The 18434-nt window shown below is 58.7% G+C and carries 15 protein-coding genes, 1 pseudogene and 1 riboswitch; of the genes and pseudogenes, 2 read left to right on the top strand and 14 right to left on the bottom strand.

The window, feature by feature from the left end; all coding sequences use genetic code 11:
* From VGP75_RS14900 to VGP75_RS14880, 5 genes are all read right to left on the bottom strand, one after another.
* Positions 1-491, bottom strand: a 491-nt coding sequence (locus VGP75_RS14900) for a GSU2403 family nucleotidyltransferase fold protein (RefSeq protein WP_327544418.1), incomplete at its 3' end; no start/stop codon positions are given.
* A 155-nt stretch (positions 492-646) separates the two neighbouring features.
* Entirely contained in the window at positions 647-1576 is a 930-nt protein-coding gene (locus VGP75_RS14895; protein WP_327544417.1) for a DUF2493 domain-containing protein, read from the bottom strand.
* Positions 1577-2529: 953 nt separating this feature from the next.
* A complete protein-coding gene (locus VGP75_RS14890) occupies positions 2530-3765 on the bottom strand; it encodes a DUF6522 family protein (protein ID WP_327544416.1) in 1236 nt (411 codons plus the stop codon).
* Complete coding sequence (locus VGP75_RS14885) at positions 3758-4924, bottom strand: MRP-like and DUF971 domain-containing protein (RefSeq protein WP_327544415.1); 1167 nt, start codon at positions 4922-4924, stop codon at positions 3758-3760. Before VGP75_RS14885 ends, VGP75_RS14890 begins: the two co-directional genes overlap by 8 nt.
* Positions 4911-5513, bottom strand: a complete 603-nt coding sequence (locus VGP75_RS14880; protein ID WP_327544414.1) for a MarR family winged helix-turn-helix transcriptional regulator — start codon at positions 5511-5513, stop codon at positions 4911-4913. Before VGP75_RS14880 ends, VGP75_RS14885 begins: the two co-directional genes overlap by 14 nt.
* Positions 5514-5597: 84 nt before the next feature.
* Between VGP75_RS14880 and VGP75_RS14875 the strand changes: the two genes are divergently transcribed.
* On the top strand, positions 5598-6458 hold the full coding sequence (locus VGP75_RS14875; RefSeq protein WP_327544413.1) for a sigma-70 family RNA polymerase sigma factor: 861 nt from the start codon (positions 5598-5600) through the stop codon (positions 6456-6458).
* Between the two features lie 352 nt (positions 6459-6810).
* Here the strand turns inward: VGP75_RS14875 and VGP75_RS14870 are convergent, their stop codons facing one another.
* The 4 genes from VGP75_RS14870 to VGP75_RS14855 all read right to left on the bottom strand — a co-directional run bounded on the left by VGP75_RS14870 (position 6811) and on the right by VGP75_RS14855 (position 9950).
* Positions 6811-7800 (bottom strand): ABC transporter substrate-binding protein, encoded by a 990-nt coding sequence (locus VGP75_RS14870; protein WP_327544412.1) that lies wholly within the window; start codon positions 7798-7800, stop codon positions 6811-6813.
* Positions 7797-8552 carry an ABC transporter ATP-binding protein gene (locus VGP75_RS14865; protein ID WP_327544411.1) on the bottom strand — a complete coding sequence of 252 codons (756 nt, stop codon included), beginning with the start codon at positions 8550-8552 and terminating at the stop codon, positions 7797-7799. Before VGP75_RS14865 ends, VGP75_RS14870 begins: the two co-directional genes overlap by 4 nt.
* Positions 8549-9337: an ABC transporter permease gene (locus VGP75_RS14860; protein ID WP_327544410.1), complete on the bottom strand. Its 789-nt coding sequence runs from the start codon at positions 9335-9337 to the stop codon at positions 8549-8551. Before VGP75_RS14860 ends, VGP75_RS14865 begins: the two co-directional genes overlap by 4 nt.
* A gap of 4 nt (positions 9338-9341) precedes the next feature.
* A complete protein-coding gene (locus tag VGP75_RS14855; RefSeq protein ID WP_327544409.1) occupies positions 9342-9950 on the bottom strand; it encodes a YkoF family thiamine/hydroxymethylpyrimidine-binding protein in 609 nt (202 codons plus the stop codon).
* Positions 9944-10056, bottom strand: a riboswitch (TPP riboswitch). (Overlaps the previous gene by 7 nt.)
* A 463-nt stretch (positions 10057-10519) precedes the next feature.
* Between VGP75_RS14855 and VGP75_RS14850 the strand changes: the two are divergent.
* Positions 10520-11226 (top strand): annotated as a pseudogene (locus VGP75_RS14850) (IS6 family transposase).
* 491 nt (positions 11227-11717) lie between these two features.
* Here VGP75_RS14850 and VGP75_RS14845 read toward each other — a convergent pair.
* The 5 genes from VGP75_RS14845 to VGP75_RS14825 form a co-directional block, all read right to left on the bottom strand.
* Complete coding sequence (locus tag VGP75_RS14845) at positions 11718-12860, bottom strand: iron-containing alcohol dehydrogenase (RefSeq protein WP_327544408.1); 1143 nt, start codon at positions 12858-12860, stop codon at positions 11718-11720.
* A 12-nt stretch (positions 12861-12872) separates the two neighbouring features.
* Positions 12873-13934, bottom strand: coding sequence for a class II fructose-bisphosphate aldolase (fba, locus tag VGP75_RS14840; protein ID WP_327544407.1), 1062 nt, complete (start codon positions 13932-13934; stop codon positions 12873-12875).
* 16 nt (positions 13935-13950) lie between these two features.
* Positions 13951-14931 (bottom strand): class 1 fructose-bisphosphatase, encoded by a 981-nt coding sequence (locus VGP75_RS14835; protein ID WP_327544406.1) that lies wholly within the window; start codon positions 14929-14931, stop codon positions 13951-13953.
* Positions 14932-14940: 9 nt separating this feature from the next.
* Positions 14941-16428, bottom strand: a complete 1488-nt coding sequence (gene glpK, locus VGP75_RS14830) for a glycerol kinase GlpK (RefSeq protein ID WP_327544405.1) — start codon at positions 16426-16428, stop codon at positions 14941-14943.
* A gap of 154 nt (positions 16429-16582) precedes the next feature.
* Positions 16583-18304 carry an ABC transporter substrate-binding protein gene (locus VGP75_RS14825; protein ID WP_327544404.1) on the bottom strand — a complete coding sequence of 574 codons (1722 nt, stop codon included), beginning with the start codon at positions 18302-18304 and terminating at the stop codon, positions 16583-16585.
* Positions 18305-18434: the final 130 nt, after the last annotated feature.

Raw genomic sequence — 18434 nt, 5'->3', positions numbered from 1 at the left:
GCCAGACCCGGGTCAACCTGATCCTGCAGCGCCACGCTGAGCTTTTCGAACTGGGCGATGTCGATGTCGCCGGTGTTGGCCATACCACCAATGGGCAGGCGGATGCCAAGCTCGCCTTCATAGAGGCGAAATGCATTGGTTCCGACGATGGTGCCGCCCAACCGGAAGGTCCCGGCTGCGGCCATGGCCGACAGGATGGACCCGGTCGCCCGGTCGGTGGTGGTCATGCCTTCGGCGCGCAAGAGCCGGACAAGCCGCGACCGTGCGGCCTGCCGATCCTTGGCGATCGCGCGCACCTCTTCAATCCGATCGATGCGCGCGCGCGTCGCGTCGCTGTCCTCGCCGATATAGATGAAGCGCATCTCCGTTCCGACACGGCGCGCCGCGTACCAATAGGCCTTGTCGCCGCGCTCTTTGAGCGTCGGCTTGCCTTCGGCACCGGACAAGGCGTCGTCCTTCAAGAGACGCACCAGGTCGGTATAGGCGCTCATCGCGATGCTGCTAAGAGGTGTCATGCCAATCATTTCCAAGTTTTGCTTGGCACGCATATACCTATCAAAAAATGAAATTGCTAGGCATAGTTCTCTGGGTACCGTCACGCCCATGAGAAACGACGAAAGGGCCGCCCGAAGGCGACCCTCTCTATTCATGTCTCCGCAGTCTTCTTCGCCGGGTCCGCAACCCGCATGACCGTCAGGCCTTTCGCTTCCGCCTTCTGCCCGAGGTTCAGCGCGACCCCGTTGCCTCCGAAGAGAACAACCCCCGTCGCCGCGAACTTGTCGTCCAGCATTTCGTCGTTGCACTTGAACGGTGCCGCCCGCCCGTGCGCGGACCAGCGCGGATCGAAGCGCGCTTGTGCGACCCCGCGTGCCCTGGCCCACCGAGCCGCAATCATCTCTGCCCCGTGCTTGCCACCCTTGTGGCAGAGGAAGATCTCCTGGTTGCGGTTCTGCTTGATCCGTTCGCGAACCTTGTCGAGCGTATTGAAGATCACATCGACATCTGTCCAGTCGGTGGCGCCTGAGACGATCAGGGGCACGCCCTCGACTTTCGACTTCTCGGCGGTTTCACGGTCGTGCTGCTCCAGGAGCTGCCGCGCCTCGAAGACCGCCCCGGTCTCCTGCGCCCGGACGCTTGCGCGCGACCCGGCTGCCGGGATGAAGGCGTGGCCCGTTTCGACCTCGTAGCATTCCGCCGCCGCCTCGCTCATCACCTCGATAGCGCTGACAATCTCGCGCAGCTGCACAAAGCGCGCCTGCGCCTCCTCAATCGCGGTCTCGGCGATCTCCGATCCGTCGTGGGATTTTGCCAGCGCGCCGATCTTGTCGGCGGTGCGGTCGACCTCCTTGCCAAGCGCCACCTTGCGGCGCTGCAGGATCGTCGCGAGCCCATGGGCCAGCGGTTCGATTTCGGCTTCAAGCCCGGTCCCGCGTAGCTGACCGAGCAAAGCCTCGAAGCTCTCGCGGATGATGCGGTCGGTCAGGATGTGATCCTCCGGGATCGGCAGCTGCGCGTCCTTCTCGGTCAGCCCGAAAAGCTCGATGGTCTCGTAGGTGTTTGCGTTGTCGTAAGCCATGTCTGGTCTCCAGTGTTCGGTTCCTAGGCCACCACGTGAGTGTGGGGGCATGGCCGAATGCCTGGTCTCCGAATCTGCCCGGGTCAGGGACGGCGCAGCCGCCGGCTTGCCGGGCGCAAAAGTTTTCCGCTTGCAGCAACTGACACACGCGCGTCATCACGCACGGGACCGCCCCAAGCCACCGGCTCCGCCCACGCCGAAAAGTTTTGCGATCCTTGACGCGGGCTGATTTGGGGGCCATCCGGAGGATATGCTTCCGCGCTCATGTGTGTGTGTTTTGACGGTAGGTTTGCCCGACCCGAGCAGGCAAACGGCCCGACCGGACGCGGAAGACGGATGGAGCGGCGGGATCGTTTTGGCCTCGGGCCAAAACAGACCAGAGCGCAATCCGGCGGAGCGGCCGGGGAGGGGCGTGCTCGCGAGGCGGGCAAACCGGGGACGTGGGTGCTACGCCGCGGTGAGGCCACATGGCCGAATGCGCGACGGACCGAAGGGCCGTTCTCCCCTGCGACACGCGAAGCCAAGCTGGGGGGCAGAAGCCAGTAAACTACCGACGCGCAAGATACCATCACTTAGGAGGAATAGGTTTGCCTCGATAAGCCTTTGTATTTCATTGATTTACGGCTACTCTCGCAAAAGGTGTGCACCGGTATTTAAGCAGAAGAATGACTTGAGAACGGCAGTGCAAAACTGCAAACTATGGTCGCCCTTCAAGACACACCCGGCCCAGAGCCGACCTCCACCAATGGTCCTGGATGCTGCAGCACGGCCCATCGTTCCTGTCATTCGCTGCAACCGCAAATCTTGATGATCGGCTAACTCACAGTCTGCGGAACTTTGCCGTATTTGCTCGGTCTTATGCCACGGGCTGCTGTCAGCCTCGAAGCTTTCGTGATGCGAAACATCTGCTGTGGTTAGATGCTCGAAATCCGAGGAATTGCGCCAGAAGTTGTTTATTTGGTCATCGTCTCGTTCAGGCGACGGAGCTCTCGGGCGTGAGAGTCCGACTCGCTTTCGCCGGCCCGCGGTCCGCGGGACAGGGCGCGGGCGAGATCGAAATAGCCTTTGCCGGGACACTTGTCACGTCCGCGATTGACGGCGCGGGCCGCGATAAAGGCACGGTCTGCTGCGGCATCCTCCCGCATTGTGGTTTCCAGGGCCCTGGTGACCTTGGCGATCGAACCTGGGGCCCAGAGACCGAACACGCGGGCCAATGCGCCGTAGGCGATCGGCACCTCGTCGTCGGCGAGACCTTGCAGATGGGCACGGACGCAGTTGGCAAGCTCTTTCTCCTTGCCCGCTGCTGCTTCGATCAAGCGCGGGGGCGGGATCTCGCGAGCCGCGCCGCTTGCTTCGATTTCCGCAGCCCAGGCGCGGGTCGTCGTGCGCAGGACGATCCGGGTCTTGCCGCTGTCCTTTCCTTCGCCGGTCTCGGTCACGCCGACGACATCGCCCCTCTGCAAACCCGCGCGTAGCGCTTCTGGCGTGATGCCGAGCTTTGGTGCCAGGTAATCCGGGTCGACGATGATCTGCCCGTCCTCCCATCCGATGACGCCTTCGGGAACGGGTCGGTTCAAGATAGGTGATGGTCCATCGTCGCGCGCGTAGAACGGATTGTCTCCCGCCGCATGATCGGTGACATCGACGATCTTTTCGATTTGCGGCAGGGCGGCGCGCAGCATGCGTTCCACCCCTTCGCGAAGTGTGGCCGCAGAGGCCGCGCAGCCCTGGCAGCCGCCGGACATGCGCAGATAGACGGCGCTGCCCTCGACCTTGTCCACCGAGATATGCCCGCCATGGGCGGCCACGGCCGGATTGACCTGCTGGTTCAGCAGAGTCTCGACCGCCTCGAGCAGAGTCTGGTCGGGCGTGGTCTCTTCCCGCCCATCCTGCCCGAGCGGTGCGTCGGTTTCGTCGAGCAGCTTTCGGATCGCATCCGCGATCGCAGGTTTCAGCGTTGCCCAGTCCAATTCGGCATGCTTTTTAACCCAAATCGTTGCACCGCTCACTTGGACTTGGACAACACCATCCAGCGCGAAAAGCGCGCGCGCCAGCGGGGCATCACCTGCGGCCTCGAACCGGACGGATGCGCCCTCCTGGATCGGCGTGTCGAGGACAAAGCCCATGACATCAGGATCGCTGGCCGAGCCCTGCGCCCGGATGCGGCGGCGGGTGGCGGTGTCAGACATCCTCGAGCTCCGTCCCGGCCATCGCGCGCAGCGCCTTGAACGTGTAGATTCCCGTATCATGGCCATCGCTGAAAGCCATGCCGAGCGCGTAGTTGCCCACGCTCCAGACACGGGTCAGGCCGAGGTTCAGCGGAACGGTGTCCGGGTTCAGCAGCCGTTTGCCGCTCATCTCGTCGCGGCATTGCGCGCATTGGCAGGCCAGCCGCAGGTCGCGCTCGCTCAACCTTTGATCCGTGCCGTCGGCCCACCGCAAGAGCAGCGCGCCATCGGCGTGGTCGAGGGCTGCAAGTCGGTCGGACGGTCCACCCTCGGCGATAGGCGCAGGGGACGGTTTTCCCACGCCATCGGCAACCGTCCAGGCAAAGGGCGTTGCGATTCCCGCGACGTCGCCGCCGGTCCCCGCCAGTGTGGACGCGATGGTCCTGTATGCTTGTGCCGCCGAGCTATTAGGCGCGTGCCTGACCAAGGGCCGCCCCTCGTCGCCACAATCGACCACCATCGGGTCGAGCGGCACCTTGCCAAGGAATTCAATGCCCAGTTCTTGCGCGATCGCCTCTCCTCCTCCCTGGTGAAAAATATGCGTCACCGTTCCGCAGTCCGGGCAGGTGAAGCCGCTCATATTCTCGATCACGCCCAAGATCGGAACCTTGACCTGCTCCATCATGCGCAGGCCCCGCCGCGCGATCTTGAGGCTGACATCCTGCGGCGTGCTGACGACCACCGCACCCGTTAGGGGAAAGGCCTGCGCCAAGGTCAGCTGGATGTCGCCCGTGCCCGGCGGGAGGTCCAGCAGCAAGACATCCAGCGCGCCCCACTCCACCTGTCGCACGAACATCTGCAGGTATTTCGTCACCATCGGCCCGCGCAGGATCGCCGGGCTGTCATCGTCGGACAACATGGCCATAGACATGACCTTCACCCCATACGCCTCGGCCGGGATCACCTTTTGGTCTGACGACATTGCCGGCTTGCCGGCCGGGATGCCCAACATGCGCGGGATGGACGGCCCATAGATGTCGGCATCCACCACACCAACACGAAGACCGCCATCGGCCATGGCCACGGCGATATTTGCGGTGACCGTGGATTTTCCCACGCCCCCCTTGCCGCTGCTGATGGCGATCATGCGCGGCATTGCAGGGGTCTCAGGCTGTACCATTTCGGGTCTCCTTGGGTTTTCCGGCGGCCGGGGACGGTCTGTAGCTCGCGCAGAGCTTGGGAATGTCTTCGATGGCCAGTTCCGCCGCCATGCAGGCGCAATAGGCTGTGTCACCCGATTGCGCGTAATGGCTGCAATCCTGGCAGGTTCCAAAAGCGGGGAGGTCCCGCCGGATGGCCAGCGTGGACGCCAGTTGGGACAGCGTCGCAAGGAAACGGTCGCGCTCAACGGTACCAAGGTTATCGATTACGTCGATCAGATCCCGAAGCGGATCCTGTGCCAGCGTTTCGCGCCCGCGATCGGTCAGATCGAAAGACACGCTGCGCCGATCGCGGTCAGAGCGGGTCCCTGTAACCAGCCCCATGCGTTCGAGCGACTTTATGGTCTGCGACGCCGTGCCCCGCGTCGTTGCCTGGAAGCTGGCAAAGCCCGAGGGGGTGCGCGTGCTGCCGTTGGCCCGGGCGAAAAAGCGCAAACCGGCCCATTGAGCGGCTGTCAGTGCGGAGCCTGCGTCCTCGCGCCGCGCCGTACGGCCTACATGGACGAGCAGTTCCGCGATCTGGTCTGGTGTTTGCAGGTTGCTATCCATGCTAATCTGATAGCGAAACGAAACTACTTTGACAATTGTCAAATCTGCAGATTAGTATCGGTTCGAAACTAAAGAGCGGAACCAATGAACAAACCCGTTAAGAACTTGATCCAAGGTGCCCGGCGCGTCCGCACCGCAGGGATGCTATCCGCCGGAGAGGAGCGGGCATTGATTGATGCTTGGCAAGCGCATGGGGACCGGCATGCACGTGATCGTCTGATCCACGCTTTCGCACCTTTGTCTGGCTCGATCGTGAAGCGCTTCAAGCGCGGGGGTGGTGAGGTCGACCCAGATCTGCTGCAGCAGGCCCAGATAGGGCTGATGAAAGCTGTCGACCGCTTCGACCCGGATCGCGGATTTCGCTTTTCGACCTATGCAGTGTGGTGGGTGCGGGCCGAAGTTCAGGACTATTTGCGGGCGAACATTTCCGTCGTCCGGCGCCCCAATTCCGCGCAGTCGCGGGCCGCAGCCGTGCAGATCGCCGCTCTTGATGCCGAGATGGAGACGAATCCGGACATGAATCGGGCGGATGCGGACAAGAGACTCGCTGACGTACTGGGCGTGGACCTCCAAAAGGCGGAGGATTTGCGCGATCAGGTTACTGGTAGTGATAGCTCACTGAATGTGCCTGTTCGGGGAGAAGATGGTGTGGACCGCCTTGCGCTCTTGATCGACCCAAACAGTCTAGAAGAGTCAGCCGCGTTGCTAAGCCTGAAGATGGCCGGACTACGCCGCGTACTCGTAGACGTGCTCAGCACTCTACCCGATCGCGAACGTGACATTGTCGTCGCAACGCAAGTGAGCGATCCTCCGGCCACGCTGGAAGGGCTTGGCGCGCGATATGGAATTTCGGGGGAAAGGGTGCGCCAGCTACGCGAACGGGGCTTCCAACGGTTGCGCGAAGCCTTGCGGCAGAGCAATCTTGGATTTGACAGCTTCTTTTGAATGACTGATTGCGCCCCAATACCGCCGAGGGCGCGCCCTCGGCCATCACGCACCCGCACCGACCCCAACGGGACACCACGGCAGATACGAATTAGTATCTGGAAAGGCCCACGCCTCGAGGTGTCAAAGGCAGTCTTTTGCGGCATTCAATTATTGGTAGCCGTCGGTCGAGCAATTAAATGGCATTTCTAATGCACTGCCACTCAAGCCCCGTGCCTCATAAGGAAGGTGCCTGCCACAAAGCCTTTGCACGACCCCGCGCACTGAAATTGGTACTATGTGTAGCGAAAGGCAGGACCAGAGAGACATGATAGATGGCACGCAAATGCCACCTATTATTCCCCGTAAATTTTTAGTCCACCTGTGACAAATATTCATTTGTAAACCAGCTCGACACATCGGGCATCACATCAAGCGGTCTGCCGTCTTCGCCCCGCATGATCCCGACCTCGAACAGAAATACGGTGATATTGGCGAACATCTCGGTGTCGATCAGGCCGACAGGCTCGTCTGGGTCTTGCAGATAGCCGCCATCCACCAGCGCTGCCATCGAAGCGCGCACAAGATCGGGGTTCGTCAGCATGCCTGAGGTTTCCGCGATCAGCATCTCTGCGGCCTCCTGGGGGTTGTTGGCGGCGAAATCATAGCCACGTTGCGCGGCCTGCACAAAGGCGCGCGCGGTGTCGGGGTTCTGCGCCAGCCAGGTCCCATTGCCGCCCAGAAACGTCGTGTGCTGGTCCGGCACGCCGTAGTCGGCATAGCGGAACGCACGCTGAGGACGGTTCAACAGACCAGAGTTAACACCTTCCCATGTGCTGACTTCAAGCGTGAAATCAACGCTGCCGTTGGCCAGCGCCTCATAGGCAGACGTGCCAAGCGTGACGGTATCGAAAACACCCTCACCGCCGTCGTTGCGGATGATCGTCGAAATCAGCGCGTCTTCCCACGCACTGCCGAAACCTGCGTATATCTTGCCGTCCAGATCGGCGGGGCGCTGGATATCGTCACGTTCACCGTTAAAGACCACGCGTCCGGTTTCATGCTGCACAACCGCCAAGACGGCTGTTATATCGGCCCCCGTCGCGCGCTGGCTGTGAAACCCGACCGCACTCAGGATGCCAAATTCCGCCACACCCGCCGCCACCAATGTGCCCGAAGAGGTGTCGGTATAAGGCAGGATATCCACATCAAGCCCCGCGTCCTCGAACCAGCCTTGCGACTGCGCCACATAGAGGCCGACGTGGTTTGTGTTCGGTGTCCAGTCCAGTGCGACGCTGAGTTTTTCCTGCGCTGTGGCAGGCAGGGCCAGCATCAGCAAAGCAGCGGTGATCAGATGTTTCATAGGCTCTCTCCGGTTTGGTTAAGTAGAATTTCAAGCAACTGCGCCTCGATTGCATGGGCGTCAGCGCTGACGGGGCGTCCCAGCCGCGGGCGCGGGGCGGGCACATGCACTTCCGCGGTCACGCGGGCCGGTCGGCGCGACAGGACATAGATACGATCCGACAGCGCCACAGCCTCCCGGACGTCATGTGTCACCAGCAAGGTTGTCCAGCGCGCCGTGCGCCAGCGCTTTTCGAACCATGCCTGCATTTGGGTCCGCGTCAGCGCATCCAACGCACCGAAAGGTTCATCCAAAAGCAGCACAGGCCGGTTCTGCGCGATGGTCCGCAAAAGGGCCGCGCGCTGGCGCATCCCGCCGGATAGTTGGGCGGGATAATGGTCGGTGAACCCATCCAGACCGAAATCTGCCAGGAGCGGCGTAACATGGGCGCGCGCATCTTTGCGGCGTATGCCCTGTACCTCCAGCCCCAAGGTCAGATTGTCGATAATCCGCCGCCACGGCATCAACGCATCGCGCTGCGGCATGAAACCAAAGCCGTGTTGATTTGTCGCCAATGGCTGACCGTTGCAGGTGATCGTGCCGCTGTCATGTAGCACAGCGCCGGTCAGCAGGCGGAATATGGTCGATTTTCCCGCACCTGACGGCCCGAGGATTGACACGAACTCGCCCTCTGCGAGATGTAATGAAATATCATCCAGTATGGCTGTACCGCCAATCGTCAGGCTGACATTTCGCATGTCCAGAACACTCATCTGTTCCCCTCCACATCGCGCCAGCGCAGCACTACCCGCTGCAACAGGGCGGTGATCGCAAACAGCACCAGGGTGAGCGCTGAACTGATCACCACAGCCGCAAGCACAAGATCGGGGCGAAAACTGTTCTTGGCGTTCAAGATCACGATGCCCAGACCGGCACGCGCGCCCACATATTCTGCGAAAATAGCCGCGACGACCGCATAGGTGATCGAGATGCGCAGACCGGCAAAGAAATAGGGCATCGCGGACGGAAACCGCGCGCTGCGGAATATCTGGCAGCGCGTGGCGCCCATCGACCGCATCAGATCCTCGATTTCGGGGTCGGTCGCCGCGTATCCGTCCACAAGGGCGACCAGCATGGGAAAGAAGGTGACAAGCGCCACCAAGAGAACCTTGGGCGTCAGATCGAACCCGAACCACAGCACGACCAAGGGCGCGATAGCGACAAGCGGTAATGTCTGGCTGACCACAAAGATCGGGAACAGTGCGCGACGGACACGGGGCATGAAATCCAGCACCACCGACAAACCGAAGGCCACGTTAAGCGACAAGGCAAACCCTGCGAAGGTGGCTTTCAGTGTCGGCACCGTATTGTCCCACAGCAGAGCGCGGTTCAATACGATTTGGTCCAGCACCCGCGAGGGTGCTGGCAGCATCAGCGGAGAAATTCCCGACAGGCGAACATAAAGTTCCCAGATAAAAAAGGCGCTGACCACGCTCAGGACGGCAGGGATACCGCGGATCAGACCTCTGCCGGAACGGCGAGGCACATCAAACTGCATCAGATCAGCGTTTGCTGGGGCTGTTGGCAGAAACGGTCAGATCGATCGTGACATGGCCATTCGGTGGCCCGAACTTGCAAAACGCCTGCTGGAGCGTGGCAAAGACCGGCCCTGCATCACCCGTCAGGCGCGTGCAGAAATTCTTGGACCGGTCAAAGGTCCCGCTTTGTCGCAGGAAGTCGATACAGCCCATGATCTCGACCATATGATCGCCCGCCCCCATCACATAAAGCGAGAATTGCGCATCCGCATGTTGCCCCTTTTCGGGGGTTACAGCGATAGCTGCCAGCGCGTTCTCCTGGCGCAGGGCCAGCGGCTCTGACGGGTTGGCCAATGCACCGGTCCGGCAGATTGGATCATCCGGTTCACCGGGGCAACCGCGTGACAGTGTGGCGCGCAAGACAACATGCTGACCGGAAGATGCCGCCGCCGCATAAAGATCACGCAGCGCGGGGAAAAGCACCTCGGGGGGGCCAACGATCAGGGTCGAGATATCGTCAGTTTCAATCCGCAGCCTGTCGCGCCACGGATCAAGTGCGCCGAGTGATAACATGATGACGTCAACGAAACCGTCGGTCATCGGGTAAAGGGAAACTTGTGCGCCTGCAAACATTTCTGTCCTCCTTGCTACGCTGGCATTATCCAGATCAGCTTCGAGGGTCCGTGGGCTTGCGCCCCCATCTCAGCCGCGGCATTACGCGGCTCCCCTGTGGTGAGGAATGGGTGCCCGATAAGCGAAAGGTTCGCAAGTCAAACTTTTGGGCGCGCGGAATATTTATTGAGAGAGTGAGGGCACGCATTTTAAACCAAGTTCATTGCCGTATAAGCGCCAAACGCAAAGCCCCTATTAACCTCAGGAAAGACCTGACTTCCGGGCATTTGATTGAAAGCTCATACAGCAACAACTACGAGCGTCCGCTTTTGACCGCTGGTTCGAAGCATGAAACATCGCCCAATCTGGCAGGAAGACTAAGTTTGCAAAAGCCCATCCTTGCGCACAACAGCCTGTCTCTCCGGGCATGGCGACTGACCGCTTCCGCTGGAGGCTACTGACGCAATGCCGCAACCTCACAGTCCGCACTCCGCCCTCTCTTCCGGATGCCGCGTCAGCAAAGCACGATATGACGGGGACTGTTGCATTAATCGCAGGGTTTGGTCACGCTAGGGTTTTTGCGGTCGAGCATGCCGTGCAAGTCACCATTCGACATCACCGTTTCCCACACGAGGTCATCCTGTGAGCAGTACGTTGGTATCTGCGATATCCACTGTCCTATCAGGATGTTGTCGATCTGCTGGGTGAGCGGGGCATCACGGTTGATCGCCCGACGGTGTATCGCTGGGTTCAGAAGTTCGGTCCTGAACTGACGAAGCGGACCGAGAAACACTTGCGCCGCGCGAGCGTCGACTGGCACGTGGACGCAACCTACATTCGCGTTGGCGGCAAATGGCGCTATCTGTGGCGCGCCGTAAATGCGAATGGCCAGATGATTGACTTCCGCCTCACCGCACGGCGCGACGCGAAGGCTGCCAAGACCTTTCTCAACAAGGCGATCGAACGCGTATGGCTCCATCGTCCGGTCACGATTTGTACTGATAAGGCGCCGACATATCGGCGCGTCATTCGCGAGATCAATCACCGATACGACCATCACTTCGGCAGCATTAGGCATATCGACAAAAAATGGCAAAACAATCTTATCGAGAGCGATCACGCTGCCATGAAACGGCTGCTTGGCTTCCGTCAAAGCTTTCAATCTCTGCCCACTGCTAAAGCGACCTTGAGTAGGATCGAGACAATCCGAACAATCAAGCGAGGACACATCCACGACAAACAACCAGGCGTCAGCGGACAGATCCAGTTCATAACCGAGCTGTTCGAAGCCGTGTGACCCTGGACACCGCACTAACCACCTGTGACTTGGGCGAACTAATGCATCAGTCCCCTTCAGATCATGCTGACAAACAAGCGAAACGTGCTTGATTCACCGAAAGCCCCATTACGGCATCTTTTTCTTTTCCACTTGGCGGAAGGACCAAGACAGAACCTACCCGACCCGAATAAATCCAAAAGTCAGGTGTGGGGGATATGCGGCTATTGGGGCTTTCGGAAGCAACGACCGCTGTCAGCCCAAAGCGGACCCGCAGTCCTTGGCTCGAATTTGCGATAGCTGCCCTTCGCCGCGAGCGCCGCCAACTGGTAAGATGCGGGACAAAGCGATATCTCGCTGCGACAGCACGAACGACTGCTTTACCGGGTTTCGACGTTATCAAGCAACGCTACAATTTCTGGACAGTTTTCGATTTGCCCGCCGCAACAGTCCGCTATCAAGAACAGGACGAGCGAATTCACACTTGAAAGATTTGTCGCGCGCCCGTCTGGTCAGTGCGCTTCGCGCAAAATCGCCACGAGATCTTCTTTCGTCAAGGTGAGCGGATTGCCCTTCATTGATGACGCATTGGACGCTGCATCAGCAACCTCTGCATGATCCTCAAGGCTCAGCCCCATTTCCCCCAATCCGCGCAGTCCCTGTCCCTTGGACCAGCGCGCCAACGCAGAAATGCCTTTTCCTGGATCATTGTTCGCAAATTGCGCATCGCACAAAGTTTCGACCCATTTCAGACGCTTGAAGATTTCTTTACCTTTCTCTGCTTTGCCCAAATGGGACTTCAAAACAGCGGGAAGAAGTGCGCCGCATATTTCACCGTGCGGCGCGTTGGTTCTGCCACCGATCACACCTGCAAACCCGTGGACAGCGCCCAGCCCGGAATTGGCCAATGCCAACCCCCCGCATGTGCTGACCCACGACATGTTATTCCAAGCGTCCAGCATGTCTTTTTCGACCACATCACGAAGAGACTTCAGACCTTTTGGAATTGCGGCAACGCAGAGCGCATCGGTCATCGGATTTGCTTTGACAGATAAATAGGGCTCGATCACTTGTGTGACCGCGTCCAACGCCGCTGCGAGCGTCACGGTCTTGGGCGCGCCTTGCATCAACGCAGCATCAATGATGGCGATTTGCGGCATCATACGCCCGTCGCGCAGGCTTACCTTGATGCCGCACTCCGGCACCGAGATGACCGCGTTTTTGGTCACCTCAGCCCCCGTCCCCGCTGTCGTGGGCAAAGCAATCATCGGGATCGGCGCATTTTCCAGCGGACGACCGTTGCCGACCACCTCAAGATATTCAGAGGCCTCTCCTTCACAGGGGATCAGCGCAGCCAACGCCTTGGCGAAATCAATGACAGATCCGCCCCCCAGCGCGATAATCACATCGGGACGAAAATCACCCAGATGGTCCAAGGCCGCTGTGATATCGGGCAAGCTCGGTTCGCGGTGGCAACTGAGTGTGGTTGTGCTCAATCCGGCCTCTTTACATGATGTCACCAGCCACTGTGCCCGCGACGGGCACGACCCATGAACCAATAAGACAGCAGTCCCGTAGGTCTTGGCCAGCGTGGTAGTCTGGGCACTTTGACCACGCCCAAAATGGAGTGCGTGCGGACTGAGGAATGAAAACATAGTAGCTACCCCTTATGACGCGCGTTGAAGATTGGCCGCTTCGTACCACTTGGCCATCACCGGCAAGGCGATCGGGTCGATCTTGCCAGCCATGCCTGCAGCCCCGAAACTCTCAAAACGATCACGACACACCGCCGACATAGCGTCCACCCCTGGTGCAAGGTATTTGCGCGGATCAAATTCGCCGGGTCTTTCGGCGAAAACCTTTCGGATTGCACCCGTCAGTGCCATGCGCAGGTCTGTGTCGATATTCACCTTGCGCACACCATACTTGATCCCACGCACAATTTCTTCGACGGGAACGCCCCAGGTCGGCGCGATTTCACCACCGTATGTGTTGATGATATCCTGCAGTTCTTGCGGGACGGAGGACGATCCGTGCATCACCAAATGCGTGTCAGGGATACGGGCATGAATATCTTTGAGCGCGTCCATCGCCAATATCTCTCCGTCGGGTTTGCGCGAGAACTTATAGGCCCCGTGTGACGTGCCAATCGCAACCGCCAACGCATCAACCTGTGTTAGGCGCACGAAGGCCTCGGCTTCTTCAGGATTTGTGACAAGTGATGCACGATCCAGTTTCCCTTCGAAACCGTGGCCGTCCTCGACCTCGCCTTTGCCGGTTTCAAGGGACCCCAGATGTCCAAGCTCCCCTTCAACCGAAACCCCTACAAAATGGGCCATTTCTGTCACCTTCGCGGTGACGGCCACGTTGTAGGCAAAATCTGCCGGCGTTTTCCCATCACTCTGCAAAGACCCGTCCATCATGACCGACGAAAAGCCGTTTGTAATCGCGGACATACATGTCGGGGGCGAATTCCCATGATCTTGATGCATGCACACGGGGATATGCGGGTAGAGCGCGATCGCGGCGCGGATCAGGTGCGACAGGACAATATCGTTGGCAAACGCACGTGCGCCACGGCTGGCCTGCATGATGACGGGGCTGTCTGTGGCATCAGCTGCGGACATGATTGCCAACATCTGTTCCATGTTGTTCACGTTAAAGGCCGGCAGCGCATAGGAGTGCTCGGCGGCGTGATCAAGAAGTTGGCGAAGTGATACAAGAGCCATAGAGGCGTCCTTTCGGTTATTGAGAATCTGCCTTGTGGTAGCGAACCAACCGATCAACTTCAGACTTTGATCCAAGAATGACGGGCACCCGCTGATGCGGTCCGGTGGGTTGAATATCCAAAATCGGATGGTGGCCAGTTGTCGCGGCGCCACCGGCGTTTTCAATGATCATTGCCATCGGGTTTGCTTCGTACATCAAGCGAAGTTTGCCACCCGCAACGCGGTTTTCACTGTCGGCGGGATATAGGAATACGCCGCCCCGCGTCAGAATACGGTGGATTTCCGCCACCATCGAAGCGGTCCAGCGCATATTGAACGCGCGCTCCCGGATGCCCTCTTCGCCAGCGACGCATTCATCGACATAGCGCCGAATAGGCTCGTCCCAATAGCGGTAGCGCGACGTATTGATCGCAAACTCTGATGTCTCGTGCGGCACAGTCATCGCGGGGTGCGTCAACCGGAAGTCGCCCGTTCCACTCTCGTTCGTAAACCCTGCAACCTCTGATCCGGTTGTCAGAACAAGCGTCGTTGACGGACCGTAGAGCGCATAGCCTGCGCACACCTGTTTGCGCCCTGCATGAAGGACGTTGCGATCTGCGTCGGATTGCACCTGCATAACCGCAAAAATCGACCCGACCGAAAGGTTCACGTCCAGATTTGACGAGCCATCCAAAGGATCAAAGTAAAGCAGATAATCACCGGCCTCCGGCTCTTTGAGCCAGGTCACCTCTTCAACCTCTTCAGACACAAGCGCGGCAAGGCGCGGACTGTTCGAACAAATCCTCTCGAATTCATCATTGGCCAGAATATCGAGCGTTTTCTGTGTCTCGCCCTGCACATTCGTCGCATTAGCAGAACCAAGGTTCCCTTCGAATGCACCGTTGCGGATTCGGTTGGCGATCACGCGACAGGCACTTGCGATATCCTCAAGCAAGAAGATCAGGTTTGGATCCAGCGCACTTTCGGTCAGATAGCGGCGAAGTGTTTTTTCAGTCATGGGTCTCTTTCAAAAGCTCATCGTGGCATGGACGGCTTTTTTCCAGACCGCGTATTTGGCGTTGCGCTGTGCGTTATCCATTTGCGGCTGGAACTGCGTTTCGCGTTCCCAGGATGCCGCGAATTCTTGCTGATTTGGGTAAATGCCTGCATGCATCCCAGCAAGCCAGGCAACACCAAGTGCTGTGGTTTCATGAACCTTGGGCCGATCCACCGGTGCGGCGATAATATCTGACAGAAATTGCATCGCCCAATCGCTGGCTGACATGCCACCATCAACGCGCAAGATCGGTTGTACGCCACTCGATTGCCAGTCCGAGGACATCGCCTCCAATAAATCGCGTGTTTGGTAGCCCACGCTTTCAAGGGCCGCTTTAGCCATTTCAGCCGGGCCCGTTCCACGCGTCAGACCGTAGGCCGCACCACGACAATCGGGGTTCCAATAGGGCGCGCCCAAGCCCACAAAGGCAGGAACGAGAATCACGTCTTGATGCGGGTCTGCTTTCTCGGCCAACGCTTGGGTCTCGGACGCGCTCTCAATGATCTGCAAACCATCACGCAACCATTGCAACACGGCGCCCGCCACAAAGATCGACCCTTCCAACGCATATGTTGGTTTGCCGTCAAGCTGGAACGCAATCGTCGTCAGCAACCTGTTTTTCGACGCAACCGGCGTGTCACCCGTATTGAGAAGCGCAAAGCAGCCCGTGCCATAGGTTGATTTCAGCATACCCGGTTCAAAACAGGCCTGCCCGATAGTGGCGGCCTGCTGGTCGCCTGCAACCCCATGGATCGGTATGCGGCAACCAAAGAGATCCTGCTGTGTCTCACCAAAATCAGCAGCGCAGTCTCTCACATTCGGCAACATTTGCATCGGAATGTCGAAAACCTCGCAGACTGTTTTGCTCCACCTGCCCTTGCGAATATCGTAAAGCGATGTGCGCGCCGCGTTGGTCGCGTCTGTGGCGTGCGTGGCACCGCCGGTCAGTTTCCAGATCAGGAAACTGTCCACCGTCCCGAACAGGAGCTCGCCTTTTTCGGCCCGCGCACGCGCATCCGGAACGTTATCCAAAAGCCACTTTACTTTCGTGCCGGAAAAATACGGATCAAGCAAAAGCCCGGTGCGGTCCGTGATCATTGCCTCATGTCCGGCGGCGCGCAGTGCGCTACATATCTCTGATGTGCGACGGTCCTGCCAGACGATGGCGTTATGAATTGGCTGTCCGGTGGCCTTATCCCAGACCACAACTGTTTCACGCTGATTGGTGATGCCGATGCCTGCAATCTCGGAAGGACTGATCCCCGATCGCGCGATGGCCATCCGGCATGTTCCAATCGTCGTCTTCCAGAGGTCTTCGGGATCATGCTCGACCCAACCTGACTGCGGGAAATGCTGGGTGAATTCTTCTTGTGCGCTGGCAACGACGCCCATTTTGGCATCAAACACAAATGCACGGGTCGACGTTGTGCCCTGATCGATTGCAAGAATATAGGTCATGCGCGTCCCCAAGGTTCTTTAGGCTGTAAGAAGGGCTACCGCCACGACAGGTGGCAGCTGATCAAAACCAGACGCCCGACGCCTAGCCCAATTTTCAGATGATTTTTGTTCTCGGTGGGATCTGGGGCCAGAAAACTGGCCCCAGATTGGAAGCTTACTGCCAGGAAAGGATCAGTTCGTCGTAAGGAACTGTCACCGGCGTTTCTTCTTCGTTTGCAAGCATTGGCTTTGGCGAACCAGGCTGCTCGAGCCAGTAAGATGGATCGCGCTCTTCGTTCATCACAGGACCAAGTTCACCTTGCACACCGGCACGCTCAAGACGGATCATTACCGCTTCTTGATCTGCGCAAAGTGCATCCAGTGCTTCCTGAGGCGACTTTGCACCGGACATTGCGTCGCCGATGTTCTGCCACCACAGCTGCGCGAGCTTTGGATAGTCAGGCACATTGGTGCCGGTTGGCGACCACTGAACCCGTGCTGGCGAGCGATAGAACTCGACCAGACCACCCAGACGCGGTGCGCGCTCGGTGAAGCTATCGTGCTGGATAGTCGATTCACGAATGAACGTCAGACCCACGTGGCTTTTCTTCACGTCCACAGTCAGGGAGGTGACGAATTGCGCATAGAGCCAAGCAGCCTGTGCGCGATCCAAGGGTGTGGAGTTCATCAGCGTCCAAGAGCCTACGTCCTGATAGCCAATCTTGGTTCCTTCAGTCCAATATGCACCGTGAGGCGAAGGTGCCATACGCCACTTTGGCGTGCCATCTTCGTTCATCACAGGCAGATCGGGCTCTACCGTGGCGGCCGTAAATGCAGTGTACCAGAACATCTGCTGTGCGACGTTACCCTGCGCAGGAATTGGACCCGCTTCAGAGAATGTCATCCCCATCGCCGCTGGCGGAGAGTACTTGTTCAGCCATTCGATTGCCTTGGTCACAGCATAGACTGCTGCTGGGCCGTTCGTTGCACCACCACGCGCGACGCAAGACCCAACAGGCTGCGAGTTCTCGTTGACGCGGATACCCCATTCGTCAACAGGCAGACCGTTTGGTTCGCCCACATCACCGGCACCTGCCATGGACAGCCAGGCATCAGTGTAACGCCAACCCAACGACGGGTCTTTTTTGCCGTAGTCCATGTTGCCAAAGACTTCGCCTTCTACGCCAAGACGCGACAAGTCACGCCCCGTAAAGAACTCGGCAATATCTTCATAGGCTGACCAATTCACTGGAACGCCCAGTTCATAGCCGTATTCAGCCAGGAAGTCGGCCTTGTTCTGCTCGTCGTTGAACCAATCGTACCGGAACCAATAAAGGTTCGCGAACTGCTGACTGGGAAGCTGGTACAGGGCACCATCAGGGCTCGTTGTGAATGAAAGACCAATGAAATCTTCCAAATTCAGGTTCGGGTTGGTCACGGCAGCACCTTCACCGGCCATCCAGTCAGTAAGGTTGCGGACCTGCTTGTAACGCCAGTGCGTCCCGATCAGATCAGAGTCGTTGATATAGGCGTCATAGATATTCTCGCCTGACTGCATCTGCGTTTGCAGCTTTTCAACAACGTCACCTTCACCAATCAGGTCATGCGTGACCTTGATACCTGTGATCGCTTCGAACGCTGGTGCCAGAACCGAAGACTCGTATTCATGCGTCGCGATCGTTTCCGAGACCACATTGATCGACATGCCGACATATGGCTCTGCAGCATCGATAAACCACTGCATCTCGGCTTCTTGGTCGGCACGGCTGAGCGACGACAAATCCCCGATTTCACTGTCAAGGAATGCCTTTGCAGCTTCCATATCTGCGAACGCCGGCGCCGCGAGCATACATGCTGCAAGGCTAAGCGTTGTTGTTCCTCTTAATCGCAAGTTCATTCGTGTTCCTCCCTAAATAAGAACGTTTAAAGTTACCCAGCTCTTGCGCGCCGGGTTCCTGATTGCTTTTCCCTAAACCCAGCGGAAAACCGCTAAAGCGTAGAAAAAGCACACGACCAGTGCCCCCCAC

The organism is Yoonia sp. (assembly GCF_036007805.1).
Taxonomy (GTDB): domain Bacteria; phylum Pseudomonadota; class Alphaproteobacteria; order Rhodobacterales; family Rhodobacteraceae; genus Yoonia.
Note: the sequence above shows the minus strand (reverse complement) of the source record. Positions and strands in the feature narration are given on the sequence as shown.